The 17587-nt window shown below is 63.7% G+C and carries 20 protein-coding genes; 10 read left to right on the top strand and 10 right to left on the bottom strand.

Annotated features, from left to right (window positions below):
• Positions 1-3: 3 nt before the first annotated feature.
• Both lysA and GV002_RS02175 read right to left on the bottom strand, forming a co-directional pair.
• Positions 4-1251 carry a diaminopimelate decarboxylase gene (lysA, locus tag GV002_RS02180; protein ID WP_160016853.1) on the bottom strand — a complete coding sequence of 416 codons (1248 nt, stop codon included), beginning with the start codon at positions 1249-1251 and terminating at the stop codon, positions 4-6.
• 13 nt (positions 1252-1264) lie between these two features.
• Positions 1265-1390, bottom strand: a complete 126-nt coding sequence (locus tag GV002_RS02175) for an LPS translocon maturation chaperone LptM (RefSeq protein ID WP_017361215.1) — start codon at positions 1388-1390, stop codon at positions 1265-1267.
• Between the two features lie 169 nt (positions 1391-1559).
• On the opposite strand from GV002_RS02175, the gene GV002_RS02170 reads away from it, so the two are divergent.
• The 4 genes from GV002_RS02170 (at position 1560) to rnk (ending at position 3710) form a co-directional block, all read left to right on the top strand.
• Complete coding sequence (locus GV002_RS02170; protein ID WP_160016852.1) at positions 1560-2597, top strand: AraC family transcriptional regulator; 1038 nt, start codon at positions 1560-1562, stop codon at positions 2595-2597.
• Between the two features lie 68 nt (positions 2598-2665).
• Positions 2666-2998: an iron donor protein CyaY gene (gene cyaY / locus GV002_RS02165; RefSeq protein WP_036999825.1), complete on the top strand. Its 333-nt coding sequence runs from the start codon at positions 2666-2668 to the stop codon at positions 2996-2998.
• Positions 2988-3185, top strand: a complete 198-nt coding sequence (locus GV002_RS02160) for a DUF1289 domain-containing protein (RefSeq protein ID WP_160016851.1) — start codon at positions 2988-2990, stop codon at positions 3183-3185. The genes cyaY and GV002_RS02160 overlap by 11 nt, the downstream gene beginning before the upstream one ends.
• 117 nt (positions 3186-3302) lie before the next feature.
• Positions 3303-3710, top strand: coding sequence for a nucleoside diphosphate kinase regulator (rnk, locus tag GV002_RS02155; protein WP_160016850.1), 408 nt, complete (start codon positions 3303-3305; stop codon positions 3708-3710).
• Positions 3711-3832: 122 nt separating this feature from the next.
• On the opposite strand, the gene GV002_RS02150 is transcribed toward rnk, so the two are convergent.
• The 8 genes from GV002_RS02150 to argH form a co-directional block, all read right to left on the bottom strand.
• Entirely contained in the window at positions 3833-6691 is a 2859-nt protein-coding gene (locus tag GV002_RS02150; RefSeq protein WP_160016849.1) for a class I adenylate cyclase, read from the bottom strand.
• A gap of 119 nt (positions 6692-6810) precedes the next feature.
• Positions 6811-7065 carry a TIGR02647 family protein gene (locus GV002_RS02145; RefSeq protein WP_160016848.1) on the bottom strand — a complete coding sequence of 85 codons (255 nt, stop codon included), beginning with the start codon at positions 7063-7065 and terminating at the stop codon, positions 6811-6813.
• Entirely contained in the window at positions 7062-7880 is an 819-nt protein-coding gene (locus tag GV002_RS02140; RefSeq protein WP_372241809.1) for a substrate-binding periplasmic protein, read from the bottom strand. Before GV002_RS02140 ends, GV002_RS02145 begins: the two co-directional genes overlap by 4 nt.
• Before the next feature lie 86 nt (positions 7881-7966).
• Complete coding sequence (locus GV002_RS02135) at positions 7967-8242, bottom strand: hypothetical protein (RefSeq protein WP_017678311.1); 276 nt, start codon at positions 8240-8242, stop codon at positions 7967-7969.
• A 26-nt stretch (positions 8243-8268) separates the two neighbouring features.
• Complete coding sequence (locus GV002_RS02130; protein ID WP_256667015.1) at positions 8269-9021, bottom strand: endo alpha-1,4 polygalactosaminidase; 753 nt, start codon at positions 9019-9021, stop codon at positions 8269-8271.
• A gap of 71 nt (positions 9022-9092) precedes the next feature.
• Complete coding sequence (locus tag GV002_RS02125) at positions 9093-9572, bottom strand: GNAT family N-acetyltransferase (RefSeq protein ID WP_160016847.1); 480 nt, start codon at positions 9570-9572, stop codon at positions 9093-9095.
• Between the two features lie 21 nt (positions 9573-9593).
• On the bottom strand, positions 9594-9836 hold the full coding sequence (locus GV002_RS02120) for a hypothetical protein (RefSeq protein WP_160016846.1): 243 nt from the start codon (positions 9834-9836) through the stop codon (positions 9594-9596).
• 35 nt (positions 9837-9871) lie between these two features.
• Positions 9872-11266: an argininosuccinate lyase gene (gene argH, locus GV002_RS02115; protein ID WP_160016845.1), complete on the bottom strand. Its 1395-nt coding sequence runs from the start codon at positions 11264-11266 to the stop codon at positions 9872-9874.
• Positions 11267-11498: 232 nt separating this feature from the next.
• On the opposite strand from argH, the gene GV002_RS02110 reads away from it, so the two are divergent.
• The 6 genes from GV002_RS02110 to GV002_RS02085 all read left to right on the top strand — a co-directional run bounded on the left by GV002_RS02110 (position 11499) and on the right by GV002_RS02085 (position 17511).
• On the top strand, positions 11499-12581 hold the full coding sequence (locus GV002_RS02110; protein WP_160016844.1) for a sensor histidine kinase: 1083 nt from the start codon (positions 11499-11501) through the stop codon (positions 12579-12581).
• Positions 12578-13324, top strand: coding sequence for a LytR/AlgR family response regulator transcription factor (locus tag GV002_RS02105; protein ID WP_074677846.1), 747 nt, complete (start codon positions 12578-12580; stop codon positions 13322-13324). The genes GV002_RS02110 and GV002_RS02105 overlap by 4 nt, the downstream gene beginning before the upstream one ends.
• Positions 13325-13418: 94 nt before the next feature.
• Positions 13419-14357 (top strand): hydroxymethylbilane synthase, encoded by a 939-nt coding sequence (hemC, locus tag GV002_RS02100; protein WP_160016843.1) that lies wholly within the window; start codon positions 13419-13421, stop codon positions 14355-14357.
• Complete coding sequence (locus GV002_RS02095) at positions 14354-15124, top strand: uroporphyrinogen-III synthase (protein WP_160016842.1); 771 nt, start codon at positions 14354-14356, stop codon at positions 15122-15124. Before hemC ends, GV002_RS02095 begins: the two co-directional genes overlap by 4 nt.
• A 12-nt stretch (positions 15125-15136) precedes the next feature.
• Positions 15137-16267 (top strand): uroporphyrinogen-III C-methyltransferase, encoded by a 1131-nt coding sequence (locus tag GV002_RS02090; protein WP_160016841.1) that lies wholly within the window; start codon positions 15137-15139, stop codon positions 16265-16267.
• Entirely contained in the window at positions 16264-17511 is a 1248-nt protein-coding gene (locus GV002_RS02085) for a heme biosynthesis HemY N-terminal domain-containing protein (protein WP_160016840.1), read from the top strand. Before GV002_RS02090 ends, GV002_RS02085 begins: the two co-directional genes overlap by 4 nt.
• The last annotated feature ends 76 nt before the right edge of the window (positions 17512-17587 follow it).

The raw sequence follows: 17587 nt of genomic DNA, 5'->3' as shown, positions 1-17587 counted from the left end.
CCCTCAGGCCGGCAGCAGGCTTTCGCCGGCATAGAGCTCTTGGACGGTCTCGCGACGACGCACCTCGTAAGCCTGCTCGCCATCTACCAGCACCTCGGCGGCGCGGCCGCGGGTGTTGTAGTTGGAGCTCATGACGAAGCCGTAGGCACCGGCCGAGCGCACGGCAAGCAGATCGCCTTCGGCCAGCACCAGTTGACGATCCTTGGCCAGGAAGTCACCAGTCTCGCAGATCGGCCCGACCAGGTCGTAGTTACGCGACTCGCCTTCACGCGGCTGAACCGGTGACACCTCCATCCACGCCTGATAGAGGGCGGGGCGGATCAGGTCGTTCATCGCCGCATCGACGATGGCAAAGTCCTTGTGCTCGGTGTGCTTGAGGTATTCCACCTGAGTCAGCAGCACGCCGGCGTTGGCGACGATGAAGCGGCCCGGCTCGAACACCAGGCCCAGGTCACGGCCTTGCAGGCGCTTGCGCACGGCGGTGATGTAGTCGCCGGCCAGCGGCGGTTGCTCGTCGCGGTACTGCACGCCGAGGCCGCCGCCGAGATCCAGATGCTTGATGGTGATGCCGCGCGCGGCCAGCTTGTCGATCAGCAGCAACAGGCGATCCAGGGCATCGAGGAAGGGCTCGAGGGTGGTCAGCTGCGAGCCGATATGGCAATCGACGCCGATCACTTCCAGGTTCGGCAGTTCGGCGGCACGGGCGTAGACCGCTTCCGCCTGCTCGATGTCGATGCCGAACTTGTTTTCCTTGAGGCCGGTGGAGATGTACGGATGGGTACCGGCGTCCACGTCCGGGTTGACGCGCAGCGAGACGGGCGCCTTGACGCCCAGCTCGGCGGCGACCTTCTGCAGGCGTTCCAGCTCGACGCTGGACTCGACGTTGAAGCAGTGCACGCCGACTTCCAGCGCGCGGCGCATGTCGTCGCGGCTCTTGCCAACGCCGGAGAAGACGATGCGGCTCGGCTCGCCGCCGGCGGCCAGCACGCGCTCCAGCTCACCGCTGGAAACGATGTCGAAGCCGGCACCGAGGCGCGCCAGCACGTTCAACACGCCGATATTGGAGTTGGCCTTGACTGCGAAGCAGACCAGGTGCGGCATGCCGGCCAGGGCATCGGCATAGGCGCGATACTGCCCCTCGATATGGGCGCGGGAATAGACATAGGTGGGCGTGCCGAAGCGCTGCGCCAGCGCAGACAAGGCAACGCCTTCCGCGAACAGCTCGCCGTCGCGGTAGTTGAAGGCTTCCATGGTGCAGCTCCTGTCAGAGTTCGAAACGGTCTCGGCTGTTGCCGGCGTTGTCGTCGCCCGGCAGGTACAGCGGGCCTTTCTGACCGCAGCCGGCCAGCAGGCAAACGGCGGCGAGGAGCGCGAGGGTCAGTCGCTTCATGGGGCAGTCCTTGAAATAAGCGTGAATTGCGCCGGAGTATACCGACCCCCTGCCACCTTGCCTATGCGCCCGGCGCCCGCCTGGCGGGGCGCCGGCTCGATTTGCGTGCGTCCACCGGAGGCATTCGTGCCGGCTTGGGTTAGCATGCGGCGAGTAACGAGGAGCCCCGATGGACAATCCTGCGATTCTGGCCGGCTCGGTCTCTGTGGCCTACCTGCAAGGCCTGGTCGAACACCTGCAGCGCCAGGGGGTCGCCCCCGAGGCGTTGCTTGCCCATGCCCAGCTCGGCCCTGAAGCTCTGAGCCAGCGCGATCAGCGCATCGCGGCCAGTACTTATCTGACGCTGCTGGGCGAAGGCGTGCGCCTGACCGGCGACCCGGATCTGGGCCTGCATCTGGGGGAATCGGTACGGCCGGGTTATTACGGCGTGCTCGGTTACCTGATCATGAGCTGCGCAACCCTGGCCGACGCGCTGCACCGCCAGGCGCGCTATGCCTCGCTGGTTGGCAATCTGGGGCAGGTCGTGCTCGACGACGAGCCCGCTCGGCCCGACAGCGAGCCACTGGTCGCCCACAGCTGGCAGCCGTTGCTGGTGCAGCAGCAGCGCCAGCTGAGTGAAGAAACCCTGGCCGGCTGGGTCAGTTTCGGACGCTGGATCAGCGGTCTGGACATCGCGCCGACCGAGGTGCGCTTCCAGCATCCGGCGCCGGCGGATACCTCTGAGCACGCGCGCATCTTTCGCTGCCCGGTGCTGTTCGATCAACCCGACAATGCCCTGATCTTTCCCAAACGTTTGCTCGCGGTGCCGCTGAACCAGGCCGATGCTCAGGTGCGTGGCATGTTCGATGCCTACGCTGATCGCCTGTTGGCCGAACTCAATCAAGGCAACAGCGTGCTCGATCAGGCTCGCCTGGAGCTGGCGCGCCAGTTGCCGGAACAGGGGCCTGATCTGGAGGCCATTGCCGCTACCCTGGCGCTGAGCCCCAGGACCCTGCAGCGGCGCTTGCGTGAGGGCGGGCTGTCGTTCAGCCAGTTGGTCGATGAAACCCGCCAGCAACTGGTGTTGCACTACCTGCGTGACCCCGCGCTGGAGCTGGCAGAAATCGCCTTTCTGGTCGGCTTCAGTGAGTCGGGTTCGTTGGCGCGCGCATTTCGTCGCTGGACGGGAATGAGTCCGGGCGAGTACCGTCGCCACCTTTGCGCCTAGGCCGCTACTCTGGTCTTGCGTTTTCGCCTAATTTTTCTGCAGTCGCTGCATCTTGTGAGGACACCCCGATGAGCCTGAGCGAAGCCCGCTTTCATGATCTGGTCGATGCCACCCAGCAGGCGGTGGAGGACATCTTCGACGACAGCGGTCTGGACGTCGATCTGGAAAATAGCGCCGGTGTGCTCACGGTGCGTTTCGACAATGGCAGCCAGCTGATCTTCAGCCGTCAGGAGCCGATTCGTCAGCTGTGGCTGGCGGCGCGTTCCGGTGGCTTCCACTTCGACTACGACGAGGCCGACGGCCGTTGGATCTGCGACACCAGCGACGAGCAGCTCGGTGAAATGCTGGTGCGCATCACCCTCGAGCAGTCAGGCACCGAGCTGGAGTTCGATGAGCTCTGACCCCGCGCACAAGCCGCTGGATTCGCCGTGTCGGCGCCAGTGTTGCCTCGACGAGCATGAGCAGTGCCTCGGCTGTGGTCGTACCCTGCAAGAGATTCTCGACTGGGGCGCAGCCGATAACGCGCGAAGGCGCTTGATCTGCCAGGCCGCCGAGCAGCGGTTGCGCGAGCGCAAACGGGCGCACTGACCCGGCGGTCTTGTTTATTTATCCGGCTGTGTTAGGGTCGGCAGACATTCAGCTGAACCCCGCCTTCGGGCGGGGTTTTGCTTTTTTACGGTTTACGCAAGGAGTCCGCCCGGCATCATGAACAGCACAACGACCATCACCATTACTCGCCTCGATCTGCAGCGTCTGGAGCGCCTGCTCGACAGCCTGGACGAGTTCGGTCCTGGCGCGGCAGCGCTGCAGGCCGAGCTGGATCGTGCCGAAGTGGTGGGGCACGACGAGGTGCCGGCCGGTGTGGTGACCATGAACTCGCGCGTGCACTGCCGCGAGGAGAGCAGCGGCAAGGACTATCACCTGACCCTGGTTTATCCGCAGGATGCTGGCGGCGAAGGCAAGGTCAGCATCCTCGCGCCAGTCGGCAGCGCCTTGCTCGGTCTGTCCGTCGGTCAGCACATCGATTGGCCGGCGCCAGGTGGCAAGCAGCTCAAGCTGACCCTGCTGGCCGTCGAGTACCAGCCGGAAGCAGCCGGCGAATACGACCGCTAAGCCTTGAGGGCGCAGCTTTGCGCCTTTTCACAGGAACCCGCTGTTGGACCAGTGCACCAATCGCGGGTTTGCCCCTCCTGCGTGGTGCCCGCGGACAGCTGCAGAACATCCATGTCGCGATACTAGGCCTGCTGCAGCGCCGCGTTCAGTGCATTCTCCAGTTCGCTCTTGTAGCGCAGGTAGTGCACGGTCTGTGCCTGTTGTCCGGCCAGCAGGGCGGACAGATCCAGGTCGGTGATGTAGCAGGGATAGCGCTCGCCGCCGGCACGCTGAGAGAGGATGTGTTGCGCCACGGCGCGATACAGCTCGCGGCCGTACTCCAGCTCGGAAAACTCGCGATGGTTGCAGTACAGGGTGACGTGGCGCTGGCGACCGTCGCCTGGCTCGACGATGGCCTGCACATCGTAGAACGGATGGCTGACCTGCGCCTCGGGCGCCGGTCTGCGCTCGAGGCGCTGAGCGCGTAATGGTGCCGCTGGTAGCAGTTGATAGTAGAGAATTTCCAGGGGCGGCTGGTTGTCGGCGCCATCCAGCGGCAGCATGGCATTGCGCCGATACAGCAATGACTGCAGGAAGCGATGGATCGGTGTCAGGAGGCTCTGCTCATCACGAAATGGCAGGCGCCGACGCCAGAGTGCATTGCGTTCATCGAGCAGGGTCAATTCCGCGTCGCCGCTGGTTTCGTGCAGGCGGTAGAACACCTGTATGCACTGCGGGCGGCCCATGGGCAGGATCAGTGCGAGGTCGTCGCCATCGAGGGCATGGCGGTCCAGATGCAGGGGGCTGTAGAGCTCCTGCTCGGCACCAAGGTGCTCCAGCAGTGCCGGCAGGTCACCCAGAGCAGCGTGGCTGACCTGGCCGGGTGTCAGCTGCAATACGTGGTAATGCTGGCGTACCTGCACCAGATAGCGTGACTGGCGACCTTCGGCATAGGTATTGAGCAGGTCGCGCAGCAGCTCGTCGACGCGTTCTGCGATCGGTTGCGCACGATTACGGCAGTAGCAGCGCACCTGTACCTGGGGTTGCGGGCCGCCGATCGGCAAGCTGTTGAGCAGGTCGCGCAGGCAGTCGAGCAGAGCGTCGGTGCCGTCATGGCGGCTGACCTGCAGTTCGTTCCAGCTGTTGAGCACCACCTGATCGAGGGTCAGTACCAGGTTCTCGCGTACCCCTGAATAGCCCAGCGCATCGGTGCGCCCGGTGGTCATGTGTACATTCATCTGGCTGTGCTGCCTGAGCGGGTCTACCCCGACATTGACCAGCAACAGCACCTGGCTGGGGATGCTGGCGCGCAGCAGGGCGGCTTCTTCGACGCTGGGCTGCGGCAAGGGGAAGCTTTGTTGCAGGCTGCCGATCAGGTTGGACAGTTCGAAATCGGTCAGGTCGCTGCTGCCCGGATGCAGCGATAGGCGCGTGCTGCTGTCGATGACGCCATTGCGATGGCACCAGGCGAGCAGTTCGATCAGTTCGCGCGAACGCTTGAGCGGGGCAAAGTCGCTCCACTCCTGGGCTCCCAGGCTGCCGTTGAACAGCGCCCACTGGTATTCGTTGGGTGCCTCTGGGCTGGGGTGCTGGACCAGGGTCAGGGTGTCTTCAGCCAGGTCCGGGGCGATGCCGGGGTTGATGAACTCCACCTTGCCAGCCTTGCGCTCGAAGGCGGCGTACAGGCGCCGGCCCAGCACGTTGAGGTCACGGGTGTTCAACGAACTGCCGGCCTCGGCACTGCGGGCGAACTGCGAGAGAAAGCGGTAGCTGTAGGTCAGCTCGTTGACCAGCACGCGGCGCTCGGCGGCGACCTGGCGCACCTTCCACTGGCTGCGACTGTCGAGCACGTTGAGCTGGCGGCTCTGCCAGCCCCATTCCGCCGTCAGGCGCTCGAGCAGCAGGCGTTGCCAGCTTTTGGCACGGCCGCGCGTGGGTGGGCGGCTGACCTTCTTGTTCACCTTCAGGTACAGGCAGCGGCGAATCAGCTCCAGCCTTTCCTGATCGCCACGCGCGCTCAGATACTCTTCCAGGCGACGGTAGACGACGATGTAGGGGTCGAGTTCGTCGAGGTCCAGGCGGCCTTCGAACACCGCCCGCTTGAAACGCAGCGCCAGGCACTCGACCTTGGGATGCTCGCTGGCGTAGACCTCGGTGAGCAACAGTTTGAGTACCGATTTGTAGGGCGACTCGATGCCCTTGTACAGCTGCCACATGCCGGCGCCGATGAACTCTTCCGGTGGGATATGCGCCAGGTTGCCGAGGTCGAGTACGTCCTCGGCACGTACGAAGCGTTTGCTCAGCAGGGTGCGGCAGTAGTCGTGGTAGCGCGCTTCCTCGTAGACCGGCACCAGCCACCAGAGCGGCGTACGACCGCCGAGCCAGATGGCCGTGCGATAGAACTCGTCGAGCAGCAGATAATGCTGAGTGGTACCGCAGTCGTCGGAGCTCAGTTGCGCCTCGCGCGCACCCTGGGTGAAGCGCTGCGGGTCGACCAGAAAGACATGCACCTCGGCGCCCTGGGTGGCGGCCCAGCTTTCCAGCTGATCGCACTTCTTGCGCAGGTCCTGCAGTTCCTGCGCCGTGAGGTTGGGCGAATGGCACAGCCACAGGTCCATATCGCTCTGTTCGGCCTGTGCCACGGTGCCCAGGCTGCCCATCAGAAACAGTCCATGCAACGGCGCCGCGCCTTGGCCACGGCGCGGTTTATAAACGAAGGAACGGGTCAGCCGCTGGACTTCAGCGAGGCTGGCATCATCCGGCTCGAAGCCGCTGAGACCGGCCGGTGTGCTGGCCGAGACATAGCCGGGCAGCAGTGGATGATTGACGTGCAGCAGCAGCGGCAACAGCTTGAGGACCAGTTGTTGCCGCGTGGACAGCGCTTCCATGGCCCGCTGCAGGCGACCCTGATTGATCTGCAGAAAGCGCGCGCGCAGTTGCGTCAGCACCTTGCGGTCGATGCCGTCATCGATATCGGGGCGTATTTCCTGCGTGCGCGTCATGCTCGAACTCTACTGCAGATGCGGCAAGCCTATCAGCGGTAGGCTCGCCAGTGCAGTGCCTTTGACGCTATATCGCCCGCCGCGCCTTTCCCTGAAGGGCGGCCAGCGGGCGGCTTGGATCAAGCGGAGGTGGTCTGGCGGGTCGATAGAATGGTCAGCAGCGCCTGTGCATGCTCGGCGGCATCGATGCCCAGGCTGGTCAGGTAGCCGCCGTCGGCCTGGTTCACCAGGCCTTTTTCGTGAAGACGGGTGATGGCGGCTTGCGCCTTGAATGAGGCGTTGTTATGCACCTTTAGCCCCTCCTGATGATTGTCCAGGTTGTACAGGGCGAGGATTTCCAGCTCGTCGATCAGGTCAGCGGTGAATGACTTCATGGTGACTCCGTCTTGTCGTTATGGCGCTCTTGCAGTGTAGAGCCATGTACTGAGCTCTGCCCATCGCTGAGCTGCCAGTTGGTGAGAATTTGGTGGTAGGTGCCATCCTGCCTGATGCGCCGCATGCCGGCATCGAAGTCTCGCAGCAAGGCAGCAGCCTGCGGATGGTGGCGCGAGAAGGTCAGGTAGAGTCGCGGGCGATGCACCCTGGTCAGCGCCTTGAATTGGCCGGCCAGTTCCGGGTTGTCGCGCAGCAGTGCGTTGGTAGTGCCGCGAAAGGCGATGACGTAGTCCACGCGGTCGCGCTGCAGCATGCGAAAACCATTGATATCGCGTCGCACCGCAATGCGCTGGATATCCGCATAGCTGTCGAAGTGCTCGCCGTAGGTATAACCGATGGTGACTGCCACGCGTTTGCCGCGGATGGCGTCCAGATTATCTATTGCCGCATCCCCCGCATGGCCCCAGAGCAGAATGTCGTCGCTGAACAACACCTCCTGCGGTAACAGGAACTCCGCGCGGATGTGCGCGTCAGGCGTGGTGTTGAAGCAGCCTGCCAGGCTGCCTGAGCGCGCCAGCTCCATGCAACGTGAATAGGGGTAGGGTGCCAGCTCGATGGACGTTCCGCTGGCACGGAAAGCTGCGCGGACGATGTCTGCCGACATGCCCTCGATCCTGTCATTACGCAGAGCGGTATAGGGGTACCAGTCATCCTCGGCACCAATACGCGGCGTTTCGGCCCGAGCAATGCACGCGCCGCTCAAGCAGAGCGTGAAGACAAGCAGAGCAAGAGCGCGGGTCGACTGACAGGCCATCGCAGACGGTGCCTTCCTGGTCGGAGTTGGCATTGACAGTAGCAATCTGCTTGCCAGTCCGGCCATTGGCCTGGATCAAGCCTTGCTCAGTTTTCTTCCGGCAGCTCCGGCAGGGCGCGCAGGGCCTGCTCGTACCAGGCGCCATCGAAGGGACGATCCTCGCGCAGCATGGCGTCGACTTCATGAGCCAGGACCAGCGCCATCAGCTCGAGGATCTCCTCACGCTCGTAACCGACCAGCGTCAGCTTGTTGTAAACCGCCTTGGCGGCAGCGGGCTCGCCGCTTTCCAACTGGTTTTCGATGGCCTGAATCAGGGTGGCTTCGGCGAAGTCTTCGTCTTCTTGCTCGTTGTTTTGGCTCATGGTTTCTCTCGTGCTCCGAAGCAGGCTCAGTCGCAGGGTACGCCGACGCCCTTCAGGCTGACTTTGAAGAATTGCAGACGAAAGCCGGAATTCGCGGCTCGACTGCAAAGATTCGTATTGAGGGTGCGGTATTCGGCAATGAAGATCGGTTTGCCCTGGCTGCGCATGTGACTGTAGCCCCCGCATTCGTTATAGCGATAGCAGCTCTCGTTGATGGCAAAGTCGAAGTGGTCGCCAAGCTCAGGCAGCAGTTCCACGGCATTTTTCAGACCGATGCTCAGGTCGCGGCTGTGCGCCTCGCTGGCCAGCCAGCGGTTGAAGTCTATTTGCTCGGCTTCCGTCAGGCTCAGACCATTGTCATTGCTGTAGCCGTCCACGTTGTCCGGATCGACAGCGTCGCAGCCCTTGTCGACAGCCAGGTCCAGACGTTTGGCGAGCAGTTGGCGTACATCGTCACGGCGATAGTCGAGCCAACGCTCGCCAGGCCAATCAGGCAATGCTTTGCCCAGCGCCGCCGTGGGGTAGGCCTGAGCGTCGCTGCGCCACTCTTCCCAGGTGCCCGCGCTGAAATAGCAGATGACGATACGGCCACCCGCCTTGAGATTGGTGATGGTTTGCGTGGGCGTGTCGTACAGGTCGATGTCATAGACCAGACGATTAGGTGTTTGCAGTTTGCCATCGAGCTGCATGTGCCAGGATGCATTGACGGGCATGGTGACCGGTGTCGCCGCTGTCAGTGCCGGGGCGATAAAGCTGAGCAGTGCAAGGAGTGTGCGCATGATGGTCCAGGGCAGGTGGAGGTGTACTTACCTTAGGCCAGAGGTGTTGCCCCAGCCAGGCGCTGGCTTGCTCAGCCTGCGGCGAAGTCCTGCAGGGCCTGGCCGGTCAGGCGATAGGTCGTCCATTCACTCTGCGGGCGGGCGCCGAAGGCTTCATAGAAGTCGATGGCCGGGGTGTTCCAGTCCAGCACCGACCACTCGAAGCGGCCGCAGCCTCTTTCCACGGCCAGTTGTGCCAGGTGGCGCAGCAGCGCCTTGCCGGCGCCCAGTCCGCGAGCCTCGGGGCTGACGTAGAGGTCTTCCAGGTAGAGGCCGTGCTTGCCCAGCCAGGTGGAGTAGTTGAAGAAGTAAACGGCATAGCCAATGGGCTGGCCGTCGTTCTCGCAGATCAGGCCGTGGGCGGTGCTGCCTTCGGTGAACAGGCTGTCGCGGATGCCGGCTGCGTCGGTCTTCACCTCGTGCTCGGCCTTTTCATAGATGGCCAGCTCGGTGATGAAGCGCAGGATCAGCTCGGCGTCGTCAGGGGTGGCGGGGCGGATGTCTATAGGCATGGAAATGTCTCGTGGCAGCGTTCAGCTGTAAGTGACGGTCAGCCACGTCAGGGGCAGGCCAACCAGGCAGAGGAAGCCGAACGCTGCGACCCAGGCAGTGCGTGAGCCCATCGGGTCGGTCACGCGCAGCGGCAGGCGCGGGTAGCGCCCTAATGTCAGCAGTCGCAGCGCCAGCCAGCCGGTCGTGTAGAAGACGTAGCCGATGATGACTTCAAGCGCGATCTCGGCCAGTAGCGCCAAGCCGCGCAGCAGTAATTCAGGCATGGGAACTCCTTTTCCCGTTTCTCGCCGAGCCGCGCTTAGCGGCTGGCCAGCAGTTCGCGACCGCGCACCACAGCAGCACGCACCTGATTTGGCGCGGTGCCGCCGATGTGGTTGCGGGCATTCACCGAGCCTTCCAGGGTCAGCACGGCGAACACGTCCTGCTCGATCTGGTCGCTGAACTGGCGCAGTTCGTCCAGGCTCATCTCGGCCAGGTCCTTGCCGCTGTCGACGCCGTACTTCACGGCGTGGCCGACGATCTCGTGGCAGTCGCGGAAGGGCAGGCCCTTGCGTACCAGGTAATCGGCCAGGTCAGTGGCGGTGGAGAAACCGCGCAGCGCGGCTTCGCGCATGATCTCGCGCTTGGGTTTGATCGCTGGGACCATGTCAGCGAAGGCACGCAGGCTGTCGCGCAGGGTGTCGGCGGCGTCGAACAGCGGTTCCTTGTCTTCCTGGTTGTCCTTGTTGTAGGCCAGCGGCTGGCCTTTCATCAGGGTCAGCAGGCCGGTCAGGGCGCCGAACACGCGGCCGGTCTTGCCGCGCACCAGTTCGGGCACGTCCGGGTTCTTCTTCTGCGGCATGATCGAGCTGCCTGTGCAGAAACGATCCGGGAGGTCGATGAACTGGAACTGGGCGCTGGTCCACAGCACCAGTTCTTCGGAGAAGCGCGACAGGTGCATCATCGCCAGCGAAGCGGCTGCACAGAATTCGATGGCGAAGTCGCGATCCGATACGCCGTCCAGCGAGTTGCCGCCAACGGCATCGAAGCCGAGCAATTGTGCAGTGATTTCACGCTGGATCGGGTAGGTGGTGCCGGCCAGCGCCGCCGAGCCCAGCGGCATGCGGTTGGTGCGCTTGCGGCAGTCGACCAGGCGCTCGTAATCGCGGCTGAGCATCTCGAACCAGGCCAGCAGGTGATGACCGAAGGTCACCGGCTGCGCAGTCTGCAGATGGGTGAAACCCGGCATGATGGTGTCCGCTTCGGCATCGGCCAGGCCCAGCAGGCCCTGCTGCAGACGGTTGATCTCGGCCAGGATCAGGTCGATTTCGTCACGCAGCCACAGACGGATATCGGTGGCCACCTGGTCGTTGCGCGAACGACCAGTGTGCAGTTTCTTGCCAGTGACACCGATACGGTCGGTCAGGCGTGCCTCGATGTTCATGTGCACGTCTTCCAGGTCGACGCGCCAGTCGAACTGGCCTGCTTCGATCTCGCCCTGGATCTGCTTGAGCCCATCAATGATGGCGTCACGCTCGGCATCGGAGAGTACGCCGACCTTGGCCAGCATGCTGGCGTGGGCAATGGAGCCCATTATGTCGTGGCGATACAGGCGCTTGTCGAATTCGACCGAGGCGGTGAAGCGGGCGACGAAGGCGTCGACAGGCTCGCTGAAGCGGCCGCCCCAGGATTGGTTGGTTTTTTCGCTGCTCATGATTTGGGCTCGGGATCGGGCAAGCCGCATCGGCGGCCAGCATGGCGGACAAAGTGCGTCGATAATAACAGGGTCCGCAGGCGTTTCGCCGGGCCACGTTCGCCGTTGGGCGTTCGATGGCGTTGTCGGCTGCTTCACAATTTTGTCCGGAAGGCGGCATTTCAGTGCTTTATTTTGTCCGGCTGGTGCCGCCTGGCTTGCCGGTTCGCAGGGCGACAAGGAAACTGCGTCGATGCACACACAATCCTCTGCCAAGAAAAAATACAACGCCGCTATCGACGACTTTTTCGTCCCGGAACTGTGCCAGCCAGAAGCGCTGCTGAGCATGGTGTTGCTGGCCGAGTTGCTGGTGCTGGTGCTGGTGCTCGCCGAGCCGATGACGCCGGGTTTCGACTGGGTACGCCTGGCCCTGACGTCACTGTTCGTGCAGTGGATCGTGCTGCTGTCGGCTGCCGTGCTGTGTCGATTGCGGCCCTTGCTGGCGCGCCTGCGGCCGGCGCTGGCTGGCGGCCTATGCTGTGCGCTGGTGGTGGTGCTGACCCTGAGTTGTACGGCCGTGGCCGACTATTACGAGCTGGGCGGGCCGCTACCGCGCAATGGTGAAGTAAATCTTTATCTGCGTCATGCGTTGATCAGCCTGATCATGTCCGCACTGCTGCTACGCTATTTCTATCTGCAGAGCCAATGGCGTCGGCAGGAACAGGCCGAGCTGCGTGCGCGGATCGAATCGTTGCAGGCGCGGATTCGACCGCATTTTCTGTTCAATAGCCTCAACAGCATCGCCAGTCTGGTCACGCTCGATCCTTACAAGGCCGAGCAGGCGGTGCTGGACCTGTCAGATCTGTTTCGCGCCAGCCTGGCCAAACCTGGCACGCTGGTGCCGTGGAAGGAGGAACTGGAGCTGGCGAAACGATATCTGTCGATCGAGCACTATCGGCTCGGCGAGCGACTACAGTTGCAGTGGGAGGTAGAAGGTGTGCCGGAGGATCTGCCGATTCCCCAGCTGACCCTGCAGCCTCTGTTGGAGAATGCGCTGATCTATGGCATCGCGCCGCTTATCGAAGGTGGCCTGGTGCGGGTCGAAGCGGATTACCAGGAAGGTGTGTTCAGCTTGTGTGTCAGCAATCCGTATGAAGAGCGGGGCGAGCAGCACCCGTCACGGGGAACGCACCAAGCGCTGAGTAATATCGATGCGCGCCTGGCGGCACTTTTTGGGCCGCGCGCGAGTCTCAGCGTGGAGCGCCGTGACGGCCGTCATTACAGCTGTCTACGCTATCCTTGTGCGAGACTCACGCAGGAAGCCAGAGCAATATGAATGTCCTGATCGTCGATGACGAACCCCTTGCCCGCGAGCGCCTGAGCCGCATGGTCGGTGAGCTCGAGGGTTACCGGGTCCTGGAGCCCGCCGCGAGCAACGGCGAGGAAGCCCTGACCCTGATTGATAGCCTCAAGCCGGATGTGGTCCTGCTGGATATCCGCATGCCTGGCCTCGACGGCCTGCAGGTCGCTGCCAAATTGTGTGAGCGCGAAGCGCCGCCGGCTGTGATCTTTTGCACGGCCCATGATGAATTCGCCCTGGAAGCCTTCCAGGTCAGCGCGGTGGGCTATCTGGTCAAGCCTGTGCGCCCGGAGAGCCTGAGCGAAGCGCTGAAAAAGGCCGAGCGGCCCAATCGTGTGCAGCTGGCCGCCCTGACTCGTCCCGCAGCGGAGACTGGCGGAGGCCCACGCACCCACATAAGCGCGCGCACTCGCAAGGGCATCGAACTGATTCCACTGGATCATGTGGTCTACTTCATCGCCGACCACAAATACGTCACCCTGCGTCACGAAGGCGGCGAAGTCCTGCTGGATGAGCCGTTGAAGGCGCTGGAAGACGAGTTCGGTGACCGTTTCGTGCGTATTCACCGCAATGCGCTGGTGGCGCGTGAGCGCATCGAGCGCCTGCAGCGCACCCCGCTTGGACACTTTCAACTCTTCCTCAAAGGTCTGGACGGCGATTCGCTGGTGGTCAGCCGCCGCCATGTGGCTGGTGTACGTAAACTGATGCAGGCTCTCTAGAGGGCACGTCGGCTGCGGCCTATGGCCGCCTCCTTCAGCCGGCGTCGGGCGAGCCTGTTATGATTCGCGGCAATCGGTTTTCTGGAATTGCCCCATGTCCCGCGAAATTCGCATCGCCACCCGTAAGAGCGCCCTGGCCCTGTGGCAGGCCGAACATGTTAAAGCTCGTCTGGAGCAGGCTCATCCCGGTCTGAAGGTCAGTCTGGTGCCCATGGTCAGCCGCGGCGACAAGCTGCTCGACGCGCCGCTGGCGAAGATCGGCGGCAAGGGGCTGTTCGTCAAGGAGCTGGAAACCGCACTGCTGGAAAACGAGGCCGACATTGCCGTGCACTCGATGAAGGACGTGCCGATGGACTTTCCCGAAGGGCTGGGCCTGTACTGCATCTGCGAGCGTGAAGACCCGCGCGACGCCTTCGTCTCCAACACCTATGCCAGCCTCGATGCGTTGCCGCCCGGCAGCGTGGTCGGTACTTCCAGCCTGCGCCGTCAGGCTCAATTGTTGGCGCGCCGGCCTGACCTGAAAATTCAGTTCCTGCGTGGCAACGTCAATACCCGCCTGGCCAAGCTCGATGCCGGCGAGTACGACGCGATCATCCTCGCCGCTGCCGGTCTGATCCGTCTGGGGTTCGAGGATCGTATCCGCAGTTCGATCAGCGCCGAGGACAGCCTGCCTGCCGGTGGCCAGGGCGCGGTGGGCATCGAGTGCCGCAGTGCCGACAGCGACGTGCATGCCTTGCTGGCGCCGCTGCATCACCGTGAAACCGCGCTACGTGTCACCGCTGAGCGCGCGCTGAACAAGCATCTCAACGGCGGCTGCCAGGTGCCCATCGCCTGCTATGCCCTGCTCGAAGATGATCAGCTGTGGCTGCGCGGCCTGGTCGGTCAGCCTGACGGTGGTCTGTTGCTGCGTGCCGAAGATCGCGCCGCCAGTAGCGATGCCGAAGCCCTGGGAGTGCGTGTCGCCGAGGCGCTGTTGGCACAAGGGGCCGATGCCATTCTCCAGGCCGTATACGGTGAGGCCGGTCACCCTTGAGCGCTTGGCGCCTGTTGCTGACCCGTCCTGCCGAGGACTGTGCGGCGCTGGCGCAGACCCTGGCCGCGCAGGGGATCGCCAGCCACTGCATGCCGCTGCTGGCCATCGAGACGCTGGACGAGACACCCGAGCAGCGCAGCACCTTTGCCGAGTTGCAGCGCTACTGCGCGGTGATCGTGGTCAGCAAACCGGCAGCCCGGATTGGCCTGCAGCGCCTGGCGCAGCATGGAGCGCCGACGCCCGATCTGCCCTGGTTCAGTGTCGGCGCCGCTACCGCTGCGGTACTCGCCGAGCAAGGCTTGTGCGTGCATTTTCCAGGCTCGGGCGATGACAGCGAAGCGTTGCTCGCTCTGCCTGCATTGCAGCAGGCCATTATCGCGACATCTACGCCGCGCGTGCTGATCCTGCGTGGCGAGGGTGGCCGAGAATTACTCGCCGAGCGCTTGCGCGGCCAAGGCGTGACGGTCGACTATCTGCCACTGTATCGCCGCGTGCTGCCACAGTACGCGTCGGGGGAGCTGAGCCGACAGGTGCGAGCGGAACGCCTGAATGGCCTGGTTGTCAGCAGTGGGCAGGGTTTTGAACATCTGCTGCAGCTAGCCGGCGATGACTGGCCGGCGTTGGCTCGGCTACCCTTGTTCGTACCCAGCCCGCGTGTCGCCGAACAGGCTCACGCTGCGGGTGCACAGATCGTTGTGGACTGTCGCGGCGCCAGTGCCGCGGCCTTGCAGGCAGCTTTGGAGCAGTTTCCGGCTGCCGCCCTCTAAAAGGACGGATACGTGAGCGAAGCATCCACCCCGAACACGCCAGAAGAAAAACCGGCCAACGAAGCCGTGAAACCCACACCCACACCGCCACCGGTGAAGGCATCGCGCAGCGGTGGTAGCGGCCTTGCCGCGTTCGCCCTGCTGATTGGTCTGGCAGGTGCAGGTGCCGGCGGCTGGAGCCTCTGGCAATTGCATGAAATGCAGAGCCGGGACCAGCAGCAGGCCGAAGACCTGCAGCGCACCCGCGACGACAGCGCGAAGAAAGTGGACGAATTGGCTCAGCGCCTCGATTCGCGCCTGTCCGCCCTGCCCAGTGCGGCTGAACTGGACGAGCGTCGCCGCCTGCTGGCCAACCTGCAGAGCGATCAGCAGCGCATGAGTCAGCGCCTGGAAAGCGTGCTCGATGGCAGTCGCCAGGATTGGCGCTTGGATGAGGCTGAACACCTACTGCGATTGGCCACCTTGAGGTTGTCCGCGCTGCAGGATGTCGCCAGCGCCGAAGCGCTGGTGCTGGCCGCTGATGAAATTCTCCGCGAGCAGGACGACCCTGCCGCCTTCGCTGCGCGCGAGCAGCTCAGCCGTAGTCTCGAAGCCCTGCGCACCACGGCGCGCCCGGATCGTGTCGGTCTGTTCCTGCAGTTGGGTGCCCTGCGTGAGCAGGCGGCAACGCTCAATCCCCTGGCGCCGACCTTCGAAGGGCAGGGCGACGTGCTCTCCGATCTGGCAGCCGAAGGCGACGGCAGTGCCTGGTGGAGCGAGTGGGTGAAGAAGCTCTCCGACTACTTCCGCATCGAGTTCGACGCCGATCGCAACGTGCGTCCGTTGCTGTCCGGGCAAAGCCTGTCGCAGGTTCGCCTGAGTCTGTCGCTGGCGTTGGAACAGGCGCAATGGGCTGCGCTGCATGGTCAGACCGGTGTGTACAAGCAGTCGCTGAAGCAGGCCGAGGAAATCCTCGACGCCCATTTCAACCTGGACAACCCGGACAGCCGTGCGCTGCGCCAGCGCTTCACCGAGCTGGCTGACGCCAGCATCGAGGTCAAGGTGCCGGACCTGAGCGAGTCGCTCGATGCGCTGCAGGCCTACCTGCAACGCAAACAGGCGCAACGCCGGCAGGGGGCCGCTGCGGCCGAGGAGGCGCAATGAGACGCCTGATCTGGCTTCTGTTATTGCTGGTCGTCGCCGCCGGGCTGTATCTGCTCAGTCTGGCCATCGAGGCTGATCGCGGTTATGTGCTGTTCGCCTACAAGGGCTTTCGCTACCAGTCCGGCCTGTGGGCGTTCCTTGGCTTGCTGGTGGTCGTGGTGGTGCTGTACTACCTGATCAAGTGGATGTTGCGTTTGTTGCTCAGTTCGACGCGGCTGGCTAACCCCTGGTCGCGCCTGCATCGCAACCGTCGTGTGCGCCTGGCTTCCGAGCAGGGCATGCTCGATCTGGCCGAAGGTCGCTGGGCACGTGCCCAGCGCCAGCTGACCCGTGCCGCCGAAGCCGACAGTCAGCCATTGATGTACTACCTTGGCGCTGCTCGGGCCGCCAGCAAGCTTGGAGAACACGAGCAGAGCGACGCATTGCTCGAACGCGCACTGAACAAGCAACCCCAGGCCGAATTGGCGATCGCTCTGACCCACGCCGAGCTGCAACGCAACCGTGGCGACACTGATGCGGCGCTGCAAACCCTGCAGGTCATGCGTGAGCGTCACCCGGGGCACCATCTGGTGCTGCGTCAGCTGCAGCGCCTGTATCTGCAGCGTCAGGACTGGTCGGCGCTGCTCGGCTTGCTGCCCGAGTTGCGCAAGGAAAAGGCGTTGCCTGCAGCAGAACTCGATGAGTTGGAGCGCGAGACCTGGCGCGGTCGCCTGGCCGATGCCGGCCTGGCTGGTCAGGGCCATGGCGAAACCGCACTGCAGCCGCTGACACAAGCCTGGCAGCAACTCTCCGCGCCGCTGCGTCAGGAGCCTGAGCTGATCGCCACCTATGTCGAGCAACTGCGTCGACTGGGGGCGCAGGAAGAAGCCGAGGAGGTTCTGCGTAGCGCGCTCAAGCGCGGTTACGACAGCCGTCTGGCCCGTTTTTACGGTGTGCTGCGTGGCGCCGACCCGGCGCGTCAGCTGCAAACGGCCGAGCTCTGGCTCAAGCAGCATCCGCAGGACCCTGCCTTGTTGCTGAGCCTGGGCCGCCTGTGCCTGCAGAACCAGTTGTGGGGCAAGGCGCGTGATTATTTCGAGACCAGTCTGAAAATCGAGCGCCACCCGGAGACCTGCGCAGAGCTGGCGCGTCTGCTGGCGCAACTGGGCGAGTTGGAACGCAGCAATCAGCTGTTGCTGGAAAGTCTCGGCCTGCTGCATCAGGGCTTGCCGCCGCTGCCGCAACCGCAGGGCGTGACAGTCTGAACGGATGCGGCCGATTGCCACAGCTGGCTCGCTGTGCGGACGGAGGGGCGTTCGGGCATGATGAATAGCCTGCTCT

Source organism: Pseudomonas sp. 8O (assembly GCF_902506495.1).
Classification (GTDB): Bacteria; Pseudomonadota; Gammaproteobacteria; order Pseudomonadales; family Pseudomonadaceae; genus Aquipseudomonas; species Aquipseudomonas chaetocerotis.
This window is presented reverse-complemented; position numbering and strand designations above follow the sequence as displayed.